Source organism: Bradyrhizobium sp. UNPA324 (genome assembly GCF_006658635.1).
In the GTDB taxonomy this organism is placed as follows: domain Bacteria; phylum Pseudomonadota; class Alphaproteobacteria; order Rhizobiales; family Xanthobacteraceae; genus Bradyrhizobium; species Bradyrhizobium nanningense.
In genome coordinates this window covers 4,869,232-4,889,569 of record NZ_LFJD01000004.1, presented here as the reverse complement: position 1 = coordinate 4,889,569, position 20,338 = coordinate 4,869,232, and the positions used below count along the sequence as shown (strand labels likewise).

Genomic DNA, 20,338 nt, shown 5'->3' with positions numbered 1-20,338 from the left:
CTATTTTTCCACGCCCGGCACCAGCCTGCCGTTCTCGATATGGGCGGGAACGTAGGTCGAATCTGGCGCGGCGCCGGAGAAATGCGCGAAGCCGATCAGGCCCGCGATCACCAGCGCGAGCGCCACCAAGGCAAGGCGGGCGACGACATAGACCGGCCAGGACGAGCGTGCGAACAGGCCGGAGCGCGTCGCGGCCACAAACAGTGCATAGACGGCAAAGGGAATGAGGAAGATTCCGATCTCGGTCAGAACCGGCCGGATCATGATGAATAGATCCGCTCATACAGCACACGCAGCATTCCGGCCGTGGCCCCCCAGATGTAGCGCTCCGCGAACGGCATGGCGTAGTAGAACCGCTCCATGCCGCGGAATTCCTTGCTGTGCACCTGATGGTTCACCGGGTTCATCAGGAAGGATAGCGGCACCTCGAAGGCGTCATCAACCTCGGAATGGTTGATGGTGAGCGAAAAGCCGGGCCGCACCTTAGCTACGGTCGGCAGGATGCGGAAGCCGAAGGCGGTGCCGTAGAGATCGAGATAGCCGAGCGGCTCGACGAAGTCCCTGGACAGCCCGACCTCCTCCTCGGCCTCGCGCAGCGCCGCGTCCAGCGGCGAGGAATCGGTCACGTCGATCTTGCCGCCGGGAAAGGCGATCTGGCCGGCATGGTCGTTGAGATGCGCCGCGCGCTGCGTCAAGAGGATGGTCGGCTCGGGATGGTCGACCACGGCGATCAGGACCGCCGCCGGTCGCACCGGCTGCTCGCGCGCGACGATCTCGAGCATCTTGTCGGTGCCGGGATCGCCCGAGGCGGGAATGATGTTGGGATCGTAGAGGCCGGCCGGGACGTCGAAGCCGAGCTTCGCCTTCGAGCGGGCGAAGAAATCCGCCGCGCCGAGCGCAACCGGGTCGGTCGTCAGCGTAGGCTTGTTCAAAGCGCGGCCCTCACCTGCTCCGCATCGGCCATGGCGAAGAATTCGCCGGATGATTCGACGCCGAACATCGGCTGGCCATCGACCATCCGCTCCTCACCCATGTCAACCAGATCGTAATAGAGCGCCCTCGTGACCTTGGCCCAGAGATCGGCACGGACATGCAAGTAGGGCGTCAGCCCGCCATCCGCCGCCTGCTCGAAGCGTAGCCGGTGCGCGGCATCGCAGGTGACCCAGTCGTCGACATTGGTACGGAAGCTCAGCACGCGATGGTGGCCCTCGCCGTGCTTCTGCATCTCGACCGCCATGAACGGCGCATCGTCGACGCGAATGCCGACCTTCTCCACCGGCGTCACGAGAAAATGCTTGTCGCCCTCGCGCTTGAGGATGGTCGAGAACAGCCGCACCAGCGCGGGACGCCCGATTGGCGTGCCCAAGTAGAACCAAGTACCGTCGGAGGCGATTCGCATGTCGAGATCGCCGCAAAACGGCGGATTCCACAGATGCACCGGCGGCAGGCCCTTCTTGGCGCCTTCGGCATTGGCAGCATTCTTGGCAGCGTTCTTGGCAGCGGTCGTCAGCCCTTCGAGACCGTGATTGGCGCTCTGCCCTTGGTTCGCCATGGTTTGCCCTGACTTTGTCCTTGGCACGATTGGTGCAGGTCTACGTTGTACTTAGGTGCACGGTTCCATCCGGAATAGTCCGGTGTGGGAGGTCGCCACTTCGTGATGCCGTACATAACCCGAAGCCGATAAGGTGGGGATAGGTTAATTCAACGAATACATGGCCTTCCTGCAAGTCTAGCATAGGCCCATGATCTGACGTGATGCGATGACATGACGGCCCAGGCAAGCCGCATGGCGGGCTGAAGGAGCGAACGGATGGCGGAGAGTGTCGAGAAACTCGAGGACGGGATCGTTCGTTCGGCCGAGCAGGTGTCGAGCCAGATTCGCGCAGCGAAGGATGCGATTGCGTCCGTCATCTTCGGCCAGGATCGCGTGATCGAAAACACGCTGGTCACCATCCTCTCCGGCGGCCATGCGCTCTTGATCGGCGTACCCGGCCTTGCCAAGACCAAGCTGGTCGAGACGCTCGGCGTCACGCTCGGCCTCGATGCCAAGCGCATCCAGTTCACGCCTGATTTGATGCCGTCGGACATTCTCGGCGCCGAGGTGCTGGATGAGAGCACGACGGGCAAGCGCGCCTTCCGCTTCATTTCGGGTCCGGTGTTCGCGCAGCTGCTGATGGCGGACGAGATCAACCGCGCCAGCCCGCGCACGCAGTCGGCGCTGCTGCAGGCGATGCAGGAGCAGCACATCACCGTCGCCGGTGCGCGCCACGACCTGCCAAAGCCCTTCCACGTGCTCGCCACGCAAAACCCGCTGGAGCAGGAAGGCACCTACCCGCTGCCCGAAGCGCAGCTCGACCGCTTCCTGATGGAGATCGACGTCGACTATCCCGATCGCGACGCCGAGCGCCGCATCCTGTTCGAGACCACCGGCGCGGAAGAGACACTTGCCAAGGGCGCGATGACGGCGGATGCGCTGATCACCGCGCAGCGGCTGATCCGGCGCCTGCCGGTCGGCGATTCCGTGGTCGAGGCGATCCTGTCGCTGGTGCGCTCGGCCCGTCCGGGTCCCGACGCCGGTGAGGCCGGCAAGTTCATCGCCTGGGGCCCCGGCCCGCGCGCCAGCCAATCCCTGATGCTGGCCGTGCGCGCGCGTGCGCTGATCGACGGGCGCCTCGCGCCTTCGGTCGACGACGTGCTCGATCTCGCCGAGCCCGTGCTGAAGCACCGCATGGCGCTGACGTTCCAGGCGCGCGCCGAAGGCCGCACGATTCCGGACGTGATCCGGCAATTGAAGACACGGATCGGTTGATGGCAGCGGAGAACGGGCACACGGCGAAGGAGATACTCGCGATCCGACGTGCCGATGGCGAAAGCCGCACGCTCGCCGCGTCCTTGCCACGCCTGGTGCTCGAAGCCCGCCGTATCGCCGCCAACGTCATCCACGGCCTGCATGGCAGGCGCCGCGCCGGCTCCGGCGAAAATTTCTGGCAATATCGCCGCTTCGTCTCCGGCGAGCCGTCGCAGAACGTCGACTGGCGGCGCTCGGCGCGCGACGACCATCTCTACGTCCGCGAGCTCGAATGGGAAGCCTCGCACACGGTCTGGATCTGGCCCGACCGCTCGCCCTCGATGGCGTTCGCCTCGAAGACCGCGCGCGAGTCCAAGCTCGAACGGACGCTGATCGTTGCCTTCGCGCTGGCCGAACTCTTGGTCTCCGGCGGCGAACGCGTCGGGATTCCCGGGCTGATGGCGCCGACGGCGAGCCGCAGCGTCATCGACAAGATGGCGCAGGCGATGCTGCATGACGATGCCGATCGTCTCAGCCTGCCGCCGTCCTTCGTGCCTGCCGCGCTCGCCGAGACCATCGTGCTGTCGGATTTCTGGTCGCCGATCTCCGAGATCAGGACGACGCTCGCAGGGCTCTCCGGCTCGGGCGCGCATGGCACGCTGGTGCAGATCGTCGATCCCGCCGAAGAATCGTTCCCCTATTCCGGCCGCGTCGAGTTCGTCGAGCCCGAAGGGTTCGGCGTGGTCACCGCCGGCCGCGCCGAGAGCTGGGCGCAGGATTACACCGCGCGGCTCGCGCTGCACCGCGACCAGATCCGCGCCGAGACCAACAAGCTGGACTGGCTGTTCACGACGCACGCCACCGACCGCTCCGCCGCCGAGCTGCTGCTGTTCCTGCATGCCGGCATGCAGGTGAGCAAGTCCGGCGCCCGCACCACGACCATCAAGGCGGGGCCGGTCGCATGATGGGACTGCCGCTCGCCTTCACCGAACCGCTGCTGCTGATCGGCCTCGTCAGCCTCCCGGTGCTATGGTGGCTGCTGCGTGTGATGCCGCCGCGGCCGCGCCGCATCGAGTTTCCGCCGACGCGCCTGTTGTTCGACATCGCCCCACGCGAGGAGACGCCCTCGCGGACGCCATGGTGGCTGACCGCATTGCGCCTGCTTGCCGCGGCGCTGGTTATCTTCGCCGCCGCCGGCCCGATCTGGAATCCGCAAACGGGCCTCGCCGGCAGCAAGGCGCCGCTGATGATCATGTTCGACGACGGCTGGAGCGCCGCATCGCACTGGGACGTCAGGATCAGGGCTGCGGACGAGCTGATCGCCAATGCCGATAACGACCGCCGCGCCATCGCGCTGGTGCCGCTGTCCGAGCCGAACCGCGACATCACCCTGATGCCGGCGGGCGCGGCGCGCGTCGCGCTGCGGCAGCTCGCGCCAAAGCCCTATTCGATCGACCGCGTCGAGACGCTCACCGCGGTCGACCGTTTCCTGAAAGCCACCGGCGATTGCGAGATCGCCTGGCTGTCCGACGGCGTCGACACCGGCCGCGGCGAGGACTTCGTGACCGGCCTCGGCAAGACCATCGGCGAGCGCAGCCTGACCATCTTCGAAGGCGGCACCTCCTCGCCGCTGGCGCTGGTCGCGGCCGAGAACGCCGCCGCCAGGATGACGGTGAAGGTGCTGCGCACCGACAGCGGCATCGCGATCGGCACCGTGCGCGCGCTGGACCAGAAGGCCTCGCCGATCGGCGAAGCGCGTTTCTCATTCGGTCCGCAGGACAAGGAGACCGACGCCGCGTTCGATCTGCCGGTCGAGCTGCGCAACGACATCACGCGGCTCGAGATCTCGGGCGAGCGCTCTGCCGGCGCGGTGCAGCTGCTCGACAAGCGCTGGCGCCGCCGCGCCATCGGCATCGTCTCGGGCTCGACCAGCGAGACCGCGCAGCCGCTGCTGGCGCCGACCTTCTACCTCACCCGCGCGCTGGCGCCATTCGCCGACGTCAGGCTCGCCGACAAGGGGGCGCCGCAGCAGGGCATCACACAATTCCTGGACCAGAAGCTGCCGATGATCATCCTCGCCGATGTCGGCACCATCGCGCCGGAGCTGCGCGAGCGTCTCAACGCCTGGATCGACCAGGGTGGCGTGCTGGTACGGTTCGCAGGTCCAAGGCTGGCGCAGGCCGAAGACGACCTCGTGCCGGTCAAGCTGCGCAAGGGCGGCCGCACGCTCGGCGGCAGCCTGACCTGGGAAAAGCCGCAGCATCTTGCGACCTTTGCGGCCGACGGCCCGTTTGCCGGCATCGCGGTCCCCAAGGACGTCACCGTGAGCCGCCAGGTGCTGGCCGAGCCCGACGCGGTGCTCGCCACCAAGAGCTGGGCCTCGCTGGAAGACGGCACGCCGCTCGTCACCGGCGAGCATCGCGGCAAGGGGCTGGTCAGCCTGTTCCACGTCAGCGCCGACATGCGCTGGTCGGATTTGCCGATGTCCGGCACCTTCGTCGAAATGCTGCGGCGGGTGGTCGACATGTCCGGCTACACGTCCAAGCCCGGCGCAGGCGCTGCCAGCGAAGCGACCACCGAGACGGTGGCGCCGCTGCACATCCTCGACGGTTTTGGCGCCTTCGGTCCGCCGCCGGCGACCGCAAAGCCGCTGCCCGCGGATTACCGCGACCGCGCCACATCCGATCATCCGCCGGGCTTCTACGGCCCGGCAGAAGGACCGCTCGCCGTGAACACGCTTGCCAGCGCCGACCGCATCGCGGCCCTCAACACCGCGAGCCTGCGCGCCCGGCACGCCACCTACACCAATGCCGAGCCGCGGGACCTGCGCGGCTGGCTGCTGTCGACGGCACTCGCGCTGTTCCTGATCGACGCCATCATCGTCGCGGTGCTCGGCGGGGGAATCGCCGCTCTGCTGCGCCGCCGCGCCGCGCCTGCAATGATCGTGCTTGGCCTGCTATTCGCATCGCTCTCGCCGACGCCGTCACGCGCCGACAGCACCACGGACGATTTCGCGATGAGAGCGACGGCGCAAACCCGCCTCGCGTATGTCGTAACCGGCAATGCCGACGTCGATTCCATCGTCAAAGCGGGGATGAACGGGCTGACGCTGTTTTTGGCCCAGCGCACCGCGCTCGAGGCCGGCGATCCCGTCGGGGTCGATCCCGCGCGCGACGAGCTCGCCTTCTTCCCGCTGATCTACTGGCCGATCGTGCCGGGCGCGCCCAAGCCGCCGCAGGACGCCATCAACAAGATCGACGCTTATATGAAGCAGGGCGGCACCGTGCTGTTCGACACCCGCGATGCGATCGAGGCCCCGCCCGGTGCGAACGGCGCGGCGCAGACCCCCGCCATGCAGACGCTGCGCGAGATCCTGTCCTCGCTCGACGTGCCCGAGCTCGAGCCGGTACCGCGCGAGCACGTGCTGACCAAGACCTTCTATCTGCTGCGCGACTTCCCCGGACGCTTCGTTACCGGCCAGACCTGGGTCGAGACCCTGCCGCGCGAAGACGAGGACGAGGACGCCGCCGCGCAGCGGCCGGCCCGCGGCGGCGACGGCGTCTCGCCGATCATCATCACCTCGAATGATCTTGCCGGCGCCTGGGCCGTGCGGCCCGACGGCCAGGCCATGCTGCCGGTGACCGGCGGCGACACCCGCCAGCGCGAATTCGCCTACCGCGCCGGCGCCAACATCGTGATGTACACGCTGACCGGCAATTACAAGGCCGACCAGGTGCACGCACCGGCCCTGATCGAACGGCTGGGGCAATGATGCGGGTTTCGAATTGGGTGTTCGCCAAACAGAAAGCCGTCATGCCCGGCCTTGTGCCGAGCATCCACGTTCTTCGTGCCGCGTGGCAAGGCGTGGATGGCCGGGACAAGCCCGGCCATGACGATGCCGAGAAAGTGACGCCATGAATTACGGTATCGCCTTCACGCCGCTTGTCCCCGCGATCGTGCTGTGGCTCGCGCTCGCCGCGATCGTCGTCGTCGCGCTCGTGCTGCTGGTGGCACGGGCGCGCGGCGCCGCCGTGCGCGTGGCCGCGCTGGCGCTGTTCCTGCTGGCGCTCGCCAACCCCTCGTTTACCCGCGAGGACCGCGATCCCCTCACCTCGGTCGCCGCAATCGTCGTGGACAAGAGTCCGAGCCAGAATTTCGGCAGCCGCAATCGTGAAGCCGCGCAAGCGCAGGAAGCGCTGGTCGACAGCCTGAAGAAGATCAAGGGGCTGGAGGTGCGCGTCGTCGATGCCGGACAGGCCGATGGCGAGACCGACGGCACCAAGCTGTTCGGCGCCCTCGCCTCGGCATTGTCCGACGTGCCGGTCGACCGTGTCGCCGGCGCGTTCCTGATCACCGACGGCCGCGTCCACGACATTCCGGCGAGCGCCGCCGCGCTCGGCTTCCAGGCGCCGGTGCATGCGCTCGTGACCGGCCAGAAGGACGAGCGCGACCGCCGCATCGCGATCACGGCCGCGCCGCGCTTCGGCATCGTCGGACAGACCCAGACCATCAGCTACCGCCTCGACGACCAGGGCGTCACGGGCGAGCGCGCCAAGGTCACGATCCGCAGGGACGGCGAGGTCATCAACGAGCGCACGCTGTCGAGCGGCCAGGCCGCGAGTGTCGACGTCGACATCAAGCATGCCGGTCCGAACATCGTCGAGATCGAGGCCTCCCCGCTCGAGCGAGAGCTGACGCCGGTGAACAACCGCGCCGTCGTCGCCATCGACGGCGTGCGCGACAAGCTGCGGGTGCTCCTGGTCTCCGGCGAGCCGCATTCTGGCGAGCGCACCTGGCGCAACCTCTTGAAGTCCGACGCCAGCGTCGACCTCGTGCACTTCACCATTCTGCGTCCGCCGGAGAAGCAGGACGGCACGCCGATCAACGAATTGTCGCTGATCGCGTTTCCGACCCGCGAATTGTTCCAGCAGAAGATCAACGAATTCCAGCTGATCATCTTCGACCGCTACGCCCGTCAGGGCGTGCTGCCGATCGCCTATTTCGACAACATCGCGCGCTATGTGCGCTCGGGCGGCGCGGTGCTGGTCTCGGCCGGCCCCGACTACGCCTCCAACACCAGCATCTGGCGCACGCCGCTGGATACGGTGCTGCCGGCCGAACCGGTCGGCGTGACGGAAAAGCCGTTCTACGCGCATCTGTCCGATCTCGGCAAACGCCACCCGGTCACGCGCGCCCTGGAGGGCTCGGCCTCCGAGCCGCCGCGTTGGAGCCGTTTCTTCAGGACGGTCGACACCCGCAATTCCGTCAATCCGCCGGTGATGACGGGCGCCGACGGCAAGCCGCTCCTGTTCCTGTCGCGCTTCGGTGACGGCCGCGTCGCGCTGCTGCTCTCCGACCACATCTGGCTGTGGGCGCGCGGCTATGAGGGCGGCGGCCCGCATCTGGACCTGCTTAGGCGGATGTCGCACTGGCTGATGAAGCAGCCCGACCTCGACGAGGAGGCGCTGCGCCTCCAGGTCCAGGGCAAGGACCTCGTCGTGGTGCGCCAGACCATGGCGGACAGCGTCCAGCCGGTGAACGTGACCTCGCCATCAGGCGTGTCGCACGATTTGACGCTGAGCGCCGGCGATCCCGGCGAATGGCGCGCCAGCTTGCCGGCGAGCGAGCTCGGTCTGTGGCAGGCGACCGATGGCACGCTGAAGGCACTGATCAATGTCGGGCCGACCAATCCGAAGGAGTTTTCGGAAGTCACCTCCACCGTCGATACCTTGCAGCCGCTGACGCAAGCGACCGGCGGCAACGCCGTGCGCGTGGCGAGTGGCGCCAGCGTCGAGCTGCCGCGCATCCTGCCGGTGCGTTCGGCCAGCGTCTTTGCCGGCGACGGCTGGATGGGGGTCAGGATGCGTGATGCCAGCGTCGTGAAGGGCGTCGGCGTGCTGCCGATCTTTGCCGGCCTGATCGGCCTCCTGCTGCTGCTCGGCGCGTTTGCTGCGACATGGGTCCGCGAGGGGAGGTAAGCTCTCCGTTGCCCTAACGCCACATCGGTCCGCCAGCCACGCTGGGTGGGCCGGAGTGCGGTTGACATCAGCTGACCGTTCGAGCGATGTTACATTATAACATCGCGACGCCCCGGGATTTGGCGCCTCGCGATGTGGGGGTAGCTCTTTCAGATGAAGTGGTTCCGGTCGCATATCAGGCACGGCGCCCGGCTCGCGTTGTTCGCGATGCTGGTGCAGTTCGCGCTGACGTTCGGCCACAGCCATTGGTTCGCGCAGGCCGCACCGCTTGCGCAAGGGACGCTCCAGCAGACCGACGGCGCCAAGGACAGTGCCAAGGACCAAGCTGCGGTCGATCGTGCGGCGGTTCACAAGCAATCGCCCTCAAGCCCCCACCGCGAGCAACCGGGCGAAGACAATTGCGCCATTTGTGCCGTCGTCGCGATGGCGGGCACGATCCTGTTCGCGACGCCGCCCCTGCTGCAGCTGCCGCAGGCGATCGACCTGCTCTACCGCACCACCGATGCCGAGTTTCTCCATCTGAAATCGGCCGGCGCGGCATTCCAGCCGCGCGCCCCTCCCGCGTCCTGACTCTCAACATCACTTGATCACGCCCGCCCTCGCCGCTTCAGGCGATCAGCCGGGAGAAGTTGAAGTCGAATTCCGTCGCACCGCGACGGCAGGCCGCCTCTGATCAGCAGACCATCGTGCGGACGGCGCCTGACTGGAATCAGGACCATGTCATTTCAATTGCGACGCGCGCAGCGTCTTGGCGGAGCAAGCCTGCTCCTGCTCGGTGCCGCCGCGACATCCGCATTCGCGCAAGAGTCGGCCCAAGCGCCTGTGCAAGACAAATCGTCGACCGAGATCCCTGCCGTCACCGTGACGGCCCCAAGCCCGATCGTGCGCAGAGCGGTGGTGCCATCCCGCAACGCAGGCCGCGGTACGCGGACCGCGCGGGTGCGCAGCCGCGAGCAAGCGGCCGAAGCAACGCCGGCAGCCGCCGCGCCCGCCGCGCCTCAGCAGGGTGTGCTGCCTGTCGTGACCAACCAGTTCGCCACCGTCACGGTGGTGCCAAACGAGGAGATCCGCCGCGAGGGCGGTGGCCAGCTCGGCGATCTCCTGTTCTCCAAGCCCGGAATCACCGGATCGAGTTTTGCTCCCGGCGCGTCCAGCCGGCCGATCATCAGGGGTCTGGACGTCAATCGCGTCGGCATCGTCGAGAACGGTACCAATGGCGGCGGCGCCTCCGATCTCGGCGAAGATCATTTCGTCCCGATCGATCCGCTCGCGACCAACCAGGTCGAGGTGGTGCGCGGGCCCGCCGCGCTGCGCTACGGCTCGACCTCGATCGGTGGCGTCGTCAGCGCCACCAACAACCGGATTCCGGATGCGCTGCCTGCCTGCGCGCCATCGTTTCAGGCTTACGGCCTGCCGACCAAGGCGCCGCTCGCAAGCGCCGCGACCTCGCCCTGCGTCACCGCCGAGACCCGCACCGCCTTCAGCTCGGTCGATCGCGGCGTCGAGAGCGGCGTGCTGCTCGACACCGGCGGCGGCAATTTTGCCTTCCATGCCGATGCCTATGGCCGCACGACCTCGGACTATTCCATTCCGAGCTATCCCTATCTGAACGATCAGTCGCGCCCGGTGAACGGGCGCCAGCCCAACTCGGCAACGCGTTCGGACGGCGCCTCGATCGGCGGTTCCTACTTCTTCCAGGGCGGCTATATCGGCGCGTCGATCACGCAGAACGACTCGCTCTATCACATCCCGGGCATCGACGGCGCCGACCACAAGACGCGGATCGACGGCCACCAGACCAAGATCAACGTCAAGGGCGAGTACCACCCTGATGCGGCCGCGATCGACACAGTCCGCTTCTGGGCCGGCGCGACCGACTACCGGCACAACGAGATCGGCCTTGCCGATCCCGCCGATCTCAACAGCGACGGCATCAGGCAGACCTTCACCAACAAGGAGCAGGAGATCCGCACCGAGGTGCAGCTGACGCCGTTCAACGCGCGCTTCGCCGAGGTGACGACCGCGCTGGGCTTTCAGGTCGGGCATCAGGAATTGAGCGCGCCGAGCCCTGACAATCCCGGCACGCTATTCAACGGCCTGTGGGACCCGAACAACAGCAACCGCGTTGCCGGTTACGCCTTCAACGAGTTCAAGTTCACGGAGGCGACACGGGCGCAGGTCGCCGGCCGCATCGAGCACGTCGAGCTGCACGGCACGACGCCGGACTTCCCGGCCGATTATTTGCCCGACGGCACGCCGCAGGCGGCGGTCTCGCGCAATCCGTCCTTCACGCCGAAGAGCGGCAGCATCGGCTTGCTGCAGGACCTGCCGGGCGGCATGGTCGGAAGCATCACCGCACAATATGTCGAGCGCGCGCCGAAGGCGGCCGAATTGTTCTCGCGCGGCGGCCACGATGCGACCGCGACGTTCGACATCGGCAATCCGAACCTCACGATCGAAACCGCGAAATCCCTCGAGCTCGGCGTGCGCAGGGCGGCGGCACCGTTCCGCTTCGAGGCGACCGTCTACTACACGCATTTCGACAATTTCATCTACCGCCGCCTCACCGGCGTGTCCTGCAATGACGACTTTGCCTCCTGCGGCACGCCGGGCGCCGAGTTGAACCAGGCGGTCTACTCGCAGCGCAATGCGAATTTCCGCGGCGGCGAATTCCAGTCGCAGCTCGACGTCGGCGCCTTCCAGGGCGGCATCTGGGGTATCGAGAACCAGCTCGACTTCGTCCGCGCCACCTTCTCTGACGGCACTAACGTGCCGCGCATTCCACCCTTGCGGATGGGCGGCGGCGTGTTCTGGCGCGACGATAATTGGCTGATGCGCGTCAACCTGCTGCACGCCTTCACGCAGAACAACGTCGCCGCGATCGCGGAGACGCCGACGGCGGGTTACAATCTGTTGAAGGCCGAAATCAGCTACAAGACCAAGCTCGACCGCAATTGGTTCGGCGCACGCGAGATGATGGCCGGCATCGTCGGCAACAATCTCCTCAACGAGAACATCCGCAACCACGTGTCCTACACCAAGGACGAGGTGCTGATGCCCGGTATCGGCGTGCGGGCGTTTGCGAACTTCAAGTTCTGACGTCGAGCCGGTCGGGGGCTGCGGGCCCCGACATACACGCCGTCATTGCGAAGCAGCGAAGCAATTCAGACCGTCTCTGCGGAAAGATGCTGGATTGCTTCGCTGCGCTCGCAATGACGGAGTATCAGGCGGCGCCGCGGCGCCCTCAATCCACAGGGGCGCAATCTACCCCCGCGCCTTGCTCCAGTCCGGACCCACCGCTCCCGACACGCCCTCGAAGGCGCCGTCGACGAGCTCGAATACCAGGATGCGGGCGGCGTCGACCGGGCCCGGCATGGTGACGCGGCCCTTGGGGACCTGCTTGAAGCCGACGCGGCTGTAATAGGGCTCGTCGCCGACCAGCAGCACGATGGCGTGGCCCTTCGCCTTCGCGTCCTTCAGCGCGCGCTCCATCAACAGCCGGCCAATGCCGCGATCGCGGAATGGCGGCTCGACGGTGAGCGGCCCGAGCAGCAGTGCCGGTGTCTCGCCGATCAGGATCGGCAACTGCCGGACCGAGCCAACCAGCAGCGTGCCGATGCGGGCGGTGAAGGACAATTCGAGCAGATGGTCGACGTGCTCGCGAATTCGGTAGGCGCTGAGCACGAAACGGCCTGGGCCGAAGGTGCGTTCGTGCAGCCGTTCGATCGCCTGGGCATCGCCGGCGGCTTCGGGAAGGATGGTCAGTGAGAGATCGGTCATGTCGATCGCGGGATAGCACCTGAACGCGGCGCGGTCCATTGGGCAGCGAAGGCGCTCAGGTCCATTTCTGGCGCCGATCCGACAGGTGTTCCGAGACCTCAGCTTGCTCGTGTCGAATGACAATCCTCATGCGCAAGCACAGCCCGCCGTCAGCGCCACGTCGCAATCAGGGGCCGGCCGTCCAGCACTTCCGCGATCCGCAGCCGCGTACCGGGCGTGGTCCCCTCGGGCAGCGCCGTGATCGCGAAGAATCCGCATTCGACGATCTCGCGATTGGGCTCAGGGACGCGGTTCTGCCTGAACTGCCTGACCACATAGACTGCAACGTGGTCGCGGCGGGAGACGTGGCTGTTGAGGAAGATGCCATGCAGCTCGGCAGCACCGGTGAGGTCGATGTCGCCCTCCTCCTTGAGCTCACGCCGCATCGCCTGTTCCATGGTCTCGCCGTGGTCGACGCCGCCGCCGGGCAGGTACCAGCCGCTGACGTAACTGTGCCGGACCAGAAACACCCGGTTCTCGGCATCCAGCACCACGGCGCGGACGCCGAGCGTCATGGCGCGCACGACCAGGAAATAAGCGTGGAAGACTCGCCGCAACAGCGGCTCGCATGTCCGTCGGATCCGGTTCAGACGTTCTCCCATCAGGCTTCCTTGACGCGGCGGTTCAGGCTCTGCTTGCGCGTTCCTTGCGACCTTGCCATTACAGCGGAGCAATAGCGAGGCAATCGCGCCCCATGGCTCCCTTTACGCTCGCCCATCTGTCCGATCCGCATCTCGCGCCCCTGCCGAAACCGCGGCTGATCGAGCTCGCGGGCAAGCGCGCGCTCGGCTACGTCAACTGGACGCGCAACCGCCACAAGTACCAGCGCCGCGAGGTGCTCGACGCGCTGGTCGCGGACATGAAGGCGCAGGCGCCCGACCACATCGCGGTGACGGGCGACCTCGTCAACCTGGCGCTCGAAGCCGAGTTCGCGCCCGCCCGCGCCTGGCTCGACGGTGTCGGCCCGCCCGACCGCGTCACCACGATTCCCGGCAATCACGATGCCTACGTCCGCGCGACCTCGCACCGCTTCGGCGAGACCTTTGCACCCTATCTTGCGGGTGACGACGGCCGCATCGGCTTTCCCTCGGTGCGCCGGCGCGGGCCGCTCGCACTGATCAGCCTGTCGACGGCGGTGCCGACGCTGCCGCTGATGGCGACGGGCACGCTCGGACGCGATCAGCTCGCCTCGCTCGAAGGGGTCCTCGAACGGCTCGCGGCCGAGGACGTATTCCGCGTGCTGCTGGTGCATCATCCGCTGAAATCCGACGCGCGTCAGAAGCGGATGACCGACGCAGCCGCACTGCTGGCGCTGCTCAAGCGCCACGGCGTCGAGCTGATCCTGCACGGACATGACCACGTTCATTCGACCGTGTGGTTCGAGGGCCCCAACGGCAACATTCCCGCGCTCGGCGTGCCCTCGGCCTCCGCGCTCGCGCACGGACGCTACCCGGCGGCGGCGTATAATCTGTTCAGGATCGAGAAGGACAATGCCGGCTGGCGCTGCGATCAGACGGTGCGAAGCCTCGGCGCTGGATTTCAGATCGGGCAGATCAAGCATGTGCGGTTAATTTAGTCCCACGCCGTCATTGCGAGCGCAGCGAAGCAATCCAGACTGCCTCCCCGGAAAGATTCCTGGATTGCTTCGCTGCGCTCGCAATGACAATGGAGAGAGCTTCACCAGCTCCGCAAGACCGCCAGCACGGCGAGCCCGAACAGCGCGGCGGCACCGAGGATGAAGCCGAACACGAACGGCCAGAAGCGTGAACGGCGCGGCAGCGCGGTGACCGGCGCCTGCGGTTCGGGCGGGACCACCATGGCCCGCTCGCGCTCGACCATGCGGCGCGCGACGTAGTCGGTGACGGCCTCGACGATCGCCGCGGTGTCGTGCGATTCGGCGAGCACGATGCGTCCGAACCGGGTGTCCTGGACGAAGCGGTACATCCGCTTGTCGCGTCCCATCACGATGTGGGCGACGACGTCGATCCAGAGCCGCGGCGTATCGCCCTGGCTGATGCCGCGGTCGAACAGGTCGATCTGATCAGGCACCTGCGCGAACAGGGGATCGAGCGCGTCGTTGAGGATCTCGAGCCGCGCCACCTCGGCGTCCCTGAGATCGACCACGACGCCGGTGCGGTCGGCGGCCTCGATGCGCGCGCGCAACAGCGCATCGCGCAGCCGCACCGGGCGCGGCTGGCCGGGATGGGTCCCGCTGGTCTCGGGCTCTGACATTGTCGGCCTCGTCCTCGACTTTCCGCCATTAACCTATCAGCAACCACACCCTCCGCAAAGGCCTACAATTCCAGAGACTTACGGCGCCCACAGCCGTTTCACCTGTACCAAAAACAGACGATCCCACCCAGGCAGAGCCTGGATGGGACCATCCGTCCTTGGACGTCTTCTTGAGTGAGGCGATCAGGCCGAGACGCGCGAGGGCTCTTCCACGATCGAGAAGCGGACACCGGCCTTGTGGCGGCTCTCTTCCGAGACCTCCTTCCAGCAGTCCTCGGCTTCCTTGCGGGTCTTGAACGGACCCTTGACCTGGGCGGAGCCTTCCACGAGCTTGTGGAAGTTCATCGAGCCGAACTCGCCGCCGATCACCCAGAAATTGCTGCCTTTGGTCATTGTCGGTCTCCTATCCAATAGCGTGCTGCGTTAGCCGAACTGGTTCATCGTGTTGTGGACGCCGCCCGCCTTCAGGGCCGCCTCGCCCGCGAAGTACTCCTTGTGGTCGTCGCCGATGTCGGAACCGGCCATGTTCTGGTGCCTCACGCAGGCGATGCCCTGACGGATCTCGGCGCGCTGGACGTTCTTGACGTAGCCCAGCATGCCCTGCTCGCCGAAATACTCCCGAGCGAGGTTGTCGGTCGAGAGCGCCGCCGTGTGATAGGTCGGCAACGTGATCAGATGGTGGAAGATGCCGGCGCGCTTGGCCGAATCCGCCTGGAAGGTGCGGATGCGCTCGTCGGCTTCCTGCGCCAGCGGCGTGTCGTCGTACTCCGCCTTCATCAGCTCGGCACGGTTGTACTTGCTGACGTCCTTGCCGGCTTCCTTCATCGCGTCGTAGACCTGCCAACGGAAGTTCAGCGTCCAGTTGAAGGACGGCGAGTTGTTGTAGGCCAGCTTCGCGTTCGGGACGACCTTGCGGATGCGGTCGACCATCTTGGCGATCTGCTCGATATGCGGCTTCTCGGTCTCGATCCAGAGCAGGTCGGCGCCGTTCTGCAGCGAGGTGATGCAGTCGAGCACGCAACGGTCCTCACCCGTGCCCGGGCGGAACTGGTAGAGGTTCGAGGGCAGCCGCTTCGGGCGCATCATCTTGCCGTTGCGGCTGATGATGACGTCACCGTTGCGGGCGTTCTCCGCAGTGATTTCCTCGCAGTCGAGGAAGCTGTTGTACTGGTCGCCGATGTCACCGGGCTTGTGGCTGACCGCGATCTGCTGCGTCAGGCCGGCGCCGAGCGAGTCGGTGCGGGTCACGACGATGCCGTCTTCGACGCCGAGCTCGAGGAACGCATGGCGGCAAGCGCGGATCTTCGCGAGGAAGACTTCATGCGGCACGGTGACCTTGCCGTCCTGGTGGCCGCACTGCTTCTCGTCCGAGACCTGGTTCTCGATCTGCAGGGCGCAGGCGCCCGCCTCGATCATCTTCTTGGCGAGCAGATAGGTCGCTTCCGCATTGCCGAAGCCGGCATCGATGTCGGCGATGACGGGGACGACATGGGTCTGGAAGTTGTCGATCTTCGCAATCAGCTCCTTCTCGCGGGTCTTGTCGCCTTCCTTGCGCGCCTTGTCGAGCAGACGGAAGATATCGTTGAGCTCACGGGAGTCCGCCTGACGCAGGAAGGTGTAGAGCTCCTCGATCAGCGCCGGCACCGAGGTCTTCTCGTGCATCGACTGGTCGGGCAGCGGACCGAACTCGGAGCGCAGCGCCGCGATCATCCAGCCCGAGAGGTACAGATAGGTGCGATCGGTCTTGCCGCCGAAGTGCTTCTTGACCGAGATCAGCTTCTGCTGGGCGATGAAGCCGTGCCAGCAACCCAGCGACTGGGTGTACTTGGTCGGATCGTTGTCATAGGCCGCCATGTCGGCGCGCATCAGCGCCGCGGTGTAGCGGGCGACGTCGAGGCCGGTCTTGAAGCGGTTCTGCAGGCGCATGCGGGCGACGGCCTCGGCCGACACGCCGTTCCAGGTCGGCTGGGTCTCGAGGAGCGCCTGGGCCGCCTTGACCTCGTCCTGATACGACGACGGGCCCTGGAGGGTGCTGATGCCGCGGGGCTGGTAGTTCATGTGCCTGATCCTTTCGCTGACGATGGCGATGGCTGGCCATCGACATTCTTGACACTGCATTGCGAGATACGTGTCAGGAGCTAAACGCGAAAACAGAAACTTCGTATAGATGGCTTGTCTTTTATTGGTGATGTCATGTAACATCAGAACATGTAATAGATGTTATTTTGTAAAGTTTGTAAAAAATAGGTCAGAATAGCTGTCCTGATGCAGATGGAGATCTCAAGACATGGCCGCCGAATCCGGGAAGAAACTGTTCGTCGGCCCGCGCTTCCGGAGGATCCGGCAGCAATTGGGGCTGTCACAGACCCAGATCGCCGAGGGGCTCGGGATCTCACCGAGCTATGTCAACCTGATCGAGCGGAACCAGCGGCCGGTGACGGCGCAGATCCTGCTGCGGCTGGCCGAGACTTATGACCTCGATCTGCGCGATCTCGCCACCGCCGACGAGGACCGCTTCTTCGCCGAGCTCAACGAGATCTTCTCCGATCCCTTGTTCCGCCAAATCGACGTTCCCAAGCAGGAGCTGCGCGACCTCGCCGAGCTCTGCCCGGGCGTCACCCATGCGCTGCAGCGGCTCTATGCGGCCTATACCGAAGCCCGGCAGGGCGAGACACTGGCCGCCGCCCAGATGGCCGACCGCGACGTCGGCACGCGCTATGAGGGCAACCCGGTCGAGCGCGTGCGCGAGCTGATCGAGGCCAATCGCAACTATTTTCCGGAGCTGGAGCAGGCCGCCGAGAACTTGCGCGATGAATTGAACGTGCCGGCCGAAGGGCTCTATGCGGCCCTGGCCGCGCGGCTGCGGGAAAAGCATTCGATCCAGACCCGCATCATGCCTGTCGACGTGATGCGAGAGACGCTCCGGCGTTTCGATCGCCACCGCCGCCAGCTCTTGATCTCCGAGCTGGTCGACCCGCCCGGCCGCGCCTTCCAGCTCGCCTTCCAGCTTGGCTTGGGTGAATGCGCGCAAGCCCTGGAGAGCATCATCGGCCGTGCCGGACCGCTCGACGACGCGCCGCGCCGGCTGTTCCGCATCACGCTCGGCAACTACTTCGCAGCTGCCGTGATGATGCCCTATCCGGCTTTCCTGGCTGCGGCCGAAGCCCTGAATTACGACATCCACGTGCTGGCGCAGCGCTTCAATTCCGGCTTCGAGCAGGTCTGTCACCGGCTCACCACCTTGCAGCGGCCGAACGCGCGCGGCATTCCGTTCTTCCTGTTGCGCGTCGACAATGCCGGCAACGTCTCCAAGCGCTTCTCCTCCGGCACCTTCCCGTTCTCGAAGTTCGGCGGCACCTGCCCGCTGTGGAACGTGCATTCGACCTTCGACACGCCGGACCGCCTGCTCAAGCAGGTGATCGAGCTGTCCGACGGCACGCGCTATTTCTCGATCGCACAGATGGTGCGCCGCCCGGTCGCGCCGCACCCGCTGCCGCAACCGCGCTTCGCCATCGGCCTCGGCTGCGAGATCCGTCACGCCGCGCGCCTGACCTATGCCGCCGGCATGGACCTCGAGAAAACCGAGGGCACGCCGATCGGTGTCAATTGCCGCCTGTGCGAGCGCGAGAACTGCGCGCAGCGCGCCGAACCGCCGATCACGCGCACGCTGATTTTGGACGAGACGACGCGGCGGGTGTCGAGCTTTGCATTCTCGAACGCACGGGAGTTGTGAGGATATTCGTCTCTCGTGTCCCGGACGCGCTACGGCGCTCTCGCGCTGCTGCGCAGAGCCGGGACCCAGCGAGCCACGCATACACACCACATGGGCCCCGGCTCTGCAGCGCACCGCACGATGCCTCGCATCGCCGGGGGCGCTGCGCTGCGTCCGGGGCACGAGACTGCCGCACCTCACGCCAGCGTATGCACGATCACCGGCCCGGCGGCGGCGCTCGCATGGCCGGCGAGCAGGGGGCCGAGATCCTTTTCAATCCAGGCAATGGCCCGTCTGTTCGCTTCCTCGGCCTGCTCGAACTTGTCAAAGATCGAGATCGCGGTGACCGTGTCGTCGCCGGCATAGACGACGTAATAGGCGCGGAAGCCGTCGACGTCGCTGATGATCGGAACGGCGCCGTCCTTGATGCGGCGCGCCAGCTCTTCCGCGCTCCCGCTTTTCGCCTTGGCCTGACGGATGGCGGCATACATGGCATCCTCCCCTTCCGGCTGTCTGTGTTAGGGCGTGCTGCCCTCAAAGTGAATCTACACCCGACTGCCCGACCCGTCATCCTGAGGTGCGAGGCATGGGACGCAACGCGTCCCATGGGGAGCCTCGAAGGATACACGGCCCCCGCTGCTGCAGCTGGGCCGTCGCCCTTCGAGGGCCGCTGAAGAAGCGGCCACCTCAGGGTGACGGGGATAGGCTAGCTCGCGATATTGGCCTTGGTTAACCCGACCCTAATCCGCGCGCACGATCTGCAACCAGCGGTTAAGCACGCCTCAACATCGGTGCCTTAGTCTTGCCCCACTCACTTTTCGCAAACAACGGTGGCCTATTCTGCCGGGCGAAGTGACATCAGGGGGTTCATCATGCGCATTGCGTTGCTGCTGACCGCAACCATCGTCGGCGCGCTCTTCGCCAGTCCATCCCGTGCCGGATCGCTCGATGCCGATGCAGCGCAGCCGCTGCCGCCGGGGTTCCAGAGCTATCGCGGCTACATGTTCGACCTGTCGGAGAATTCCGATCGCAAGGACGTCGACAAGCTCACCGACAATCTGAAGCAGCAGATCGACCTTGTCGAAGGCGCCGGCCTCTCACCGCGCGTGCTGCGCTTCTTCCACACCGTTCCGATCGTCGCGAGCGAGCTGGCTTGCCTGGACGAAGGCGCGGCAACCGCGTGCTACGGCCGGGTCACGCCGGACATCCACCGCACCGCGCCGCGGACGCTCACGGTGTGGGACCCGGACAAGCAGCGCTGGACCAATCCGAATGCCGTCGATCTTGCGGTCGATTCCGGGCTCGGCGTGATCATGCTGCGCCCGGACATGATGCGCTACGAAAAGGAGGCCGTGCTGCTGCACGAGCTGCTTCATGCCTATCATGCGCGGCTGCTGCCGGACGGCTACGCCAACAAGGGCGTGATCTCCTATTACGCCCTGGCCAAGTCCAAGGACCTGTTGCCCAAGGACACCTATGCGATGAAGAACCCGATGGAGTTCTTCGCGGTGACCGCCAGCATTTTCCTGGCCGGAAAGAGCGAATTCCACGATCCGAAGTCGCGCGAGGCGCTCAAGGAGAAGATGCCGGACTATTACAAATATCTGGTCGGCGTGTTCGGCTTCGACCCTGAGCCGGCGGCGTCGAACGGCCCGGTTGCCTCGCTGAAATAAGGCGCCCCGACGAAACTTTCAAAAAGCCGCGCGGCATGCGCGGCTTTTTCAGTTTTGGCTGGCTGGAAGCTGCGGATGACGCACAGCCGGGAATTGCCAAGGCGGGGCCCGATCTGCATAGTCCCGCCCGCATCGA

General features: G+C 66.1%; 18 protein-coding genes. 9 read left to right on the top strand and 9 right to left on the bottom strand.

Annotated features, from left to right (window positions below; genetic code table 11):
- Genes UNPA324_RS23435 through UNPA324_RS23425 form a run of 3 tightly spaced genes read right to left on the bottom strand, consistent with a single transcriptional unit; the run spans window position 1 to window position 1,552 of the window.
- Window positions 1-264, bottom strand: coding sequence for a DUF6111 family protein (locus UNPA324_RS23435; RefSeq protein ID WP_128916616.1), 264 nt, complete (start codon window positions 262-264; stop codon window positions 1-3).
- Window positions 261-932 carry a CoA pyrophosphatase gene (locus UNPA324_RS23430; RefSeq protein ID WP_128916615.1) on the bottom strand — a complete coding sequence of 224 codons (672 nt, stop codon included), beginning with the start codon at window positions 930-932 and terminating at the stop codon, window positions 261-263. The genes UNPA324_RS23435 and UNPA324_RS23430 overlap by 4 nt, the downstream gene beginning before the upstream one ends.
- Entirely contained in the window at window positions 929-1,552 is a 624-nt protein-coding gene (locus UNPA324_RS23425; protein WP_141936136.1) for a DUF1285 domain-containing protein, read from the bottom strand. Before UNPA324_RS23425 ends, UNPA324_RS23430 begins: the two co-directional genes overlap by 4 nt.
- A gap of 258 nt (window positions 1,553-1,810) precedes the next feature.
- On the opposite strand from UNPA324_RS23425, the gene UNPA324_RS23420 reads away from it, so the two are divergent.
- From UNPA324_RS23420 to UNPA324_RS23395, 6 genes are all read left to right on the top strand, one after another.
- Window positions 1,811-2,809 (top strand): AAA family ATPase, encoded by a 999-nt coding sequence (locus tag UNPA324_RS23420; RefSeq protein ID WP_128916613.1) that lies wholly within the window; start codon window positions 1,811-1,813, stop codon window positions 2,807-2,809.
- A complete protein-coding gene (locus UNPA324_RS23415) occupies window positions 2,809-3,753 on the top strand; it encodes a DUF58 domain-containing protein (protein WP_141936134.1) in 945 nt (314 codons plus the stop codon). The genes UNPA324_RS23420 and UNPA324_RS23415 overlap by 1 nt, the downstream gene beginning before the upstream one ends.
- The gene (locus tag UNPA324_RS23410) at window positions 3,750-6,560 is read left to right on the top strand and encodes a DUF4159 domain-containing protein (RefSeq protein ID WP_128916611.1); all 2,811 of its coding nucleotides are present in this window, start codon (window positions 3,750-3,752) and stop codon (window positions 6,558-6,560) included. Before UNPA324_RS23415 ends, UNPA324_RS23410 begins: the two co-directional genes overlap by 4 nt.
- A gap of 142 nt (window positions 6,561-6,702) precedes the next feature.
- Window positions 6,703-8,766, top strand: a complete 2,064-nt coding sequence (locus UNPA324_RS23405; protein ID WP_128916610.1) for a hypothetical protein — start codon at window positions 6,703-6,705, stop codon at window positions 8,764-8,766.
- Between the two features lie 153 nt (window positions 8,767-8,919).
- The gene (locus tag UNPA324_RS23400; RefSeq protein WP_128916609.1) at window positions 8,920-9,336 is read left to right on the top strand and encodes a DUF2946 family protein; all 417 of its coding nucleotides are present in this window, start codon (window positions 8,920-8,922) and stop codon (window positions 9,334-9,336) included.
- A gap of 147 nt (window positions 9,337-9,483) precedes the next feature.
- On the top strand, window positions 9,484-11,865 hold the full coding sequence (locus tag UNPA324_RS23395) for a TonB-dependent receptor (RefSeq protein WP_141936132.1): 2,382 nt from the start codon (window positions 9,484-9,486) through the stop codon (window positions 11,863-11,865).
- 165 nt (window positions 11,866-12,030) lie between these two features.
- Here the strand turns inward: UNPA324_RS23395 and UNPA324_RS23390 are convergent, their stop codons facing one another.
- Complete coding sequence (locus tag UNPA324_RS23390; RefSeq protein WP_128916607.1) at window positions 12,031-12,546, bottom strand: GNAT family N-acetyltransferase; 516 nt, start codon at window positions 12,544-12,546, stop codon at window positions 12,031-12,033.
- 149 nt (window positions 12,547-12,695) lie between these two features.
- A complete protein-coding gene (locus UNPA324_RS23385) occupies window positions 12,696-13,187 on the bottom strand; it encodes an NUDIX domain-containing protein (protein WP_128916606.1) in 492 nt (163 codons plus the stop codon).
- Between the two features lie 92 nt (window positions 13,188-13,279).
- Between UNPA324_RS23385 and UNPA324_RS23380 the strand changes: the two genes are divergently transcribed.
- Complete coding sequence (locus tag UNPA324_RS23380; RefSeq protein WP_141936130.1) at window positions 13,280-14,161, top strand: metallophosphoesterase family protein; 882 nt, start codon at window positions 13,280-13,282, stop codon at window positions 14,159-14,161.
- A gap of 101 nt (window positions 14,162-14,262) precedes the next feature.
- Here UNPA324_RS23380 and UNPA324_RS23375 read toward each other — a convergent pair whose 3' ends face one another.
- The 3 genes from UNPA324_RS23375 to UNPA324_RS23365 form a co-directional block, all read right to left on the bottom strand.
- Window positions 14,263-14,817, bottom strand: a complete 555-nt coding sequence (locus tag UNPA324_RS23375; protein ID WP_128916604.1) for a hypothetical protein — start codon at window positions 14,815-14,817, stop codon at window positions 14,263-14,265.
- 183 nt (window positions 14,818-15,000) lie between these two features.
- A complete protein-coding gene (locus UNPA324_RS23370) occupies window positions 15,001-15,210 on the bottom strand; it encodes a DUF4170 domain-containing protein (RefSeq protein ID WP_028134831.1) in 210 nt (69 codons plus the stop codon).
- A gap of 30 nt (window positions 15,211-15,240) precedes the next feature.
- Window positions 15,241-16,875 carry an isocitrate lyase gene (locus UNPA324_RS23365; protein ID WP_141936127.1) on the bottom strand — a complete coding sequence of 545 codons (1,635 nt, stop codon included), beginning with the start codon at window positions 16,873-16,875 and terminating at the stop codon, window positions 15,241-15,243.
- A 229-nt stretch (window positions 16,876-17,104) separates the two neighbouring features.
- Between UNPA324_RS23365 and UNPA324_RS23360 the strand changes: the two genes are divergently transcribed.
- Window positions 17,105-18,550, top strand: coding sequence for a helix-turn-helix domain-containing protein (locus tag UNPA324_RS23360; RefSeq protein WP_141936125.1), 1,446 nt, complete (start codon window positions 17,105-17,107; stop codon window positions 18,548-18,550).
- Window positions 18,551-18,726: 176 nt separating this feature from the next.
- Here the strand turns inward: UNPA324_RS23360 and UNPA324_RS35260 are convergent, their stop codons facing one another.
- Window positions 18,727-19,020 carry an antibiotic biosynthesis monooxygenase gene (locus UNPA324_RS35260; RefSeq protein WP_014497428.1) on the bottom strand — a complete coding sequence of 98 codons (294 nt, stop codon included), beginning with the start codon at window positions 19,018-19,020 and terminating at the stop codon, window positions 18,727-18,729.
- A gap of 381 nt (window positions 19,021-19,401) precedes the next feature.
- Here UNPA324_RS35260 and UNPA324_RS23350 point away from each other — a divergent pair, with 381 nt between their 5' ends.
- Entirely contained in the window at window positions 19,402-20,202 is an 801-nt protein-coding gene (locus UNPA324_RS23350) for a hypothetical protein (RefSeq protein ID WP_164935884.1), read from the top strand.
- The last annotated feature ends 136 nt before the right edge of the window (window positions 20,203-20,338 follow it).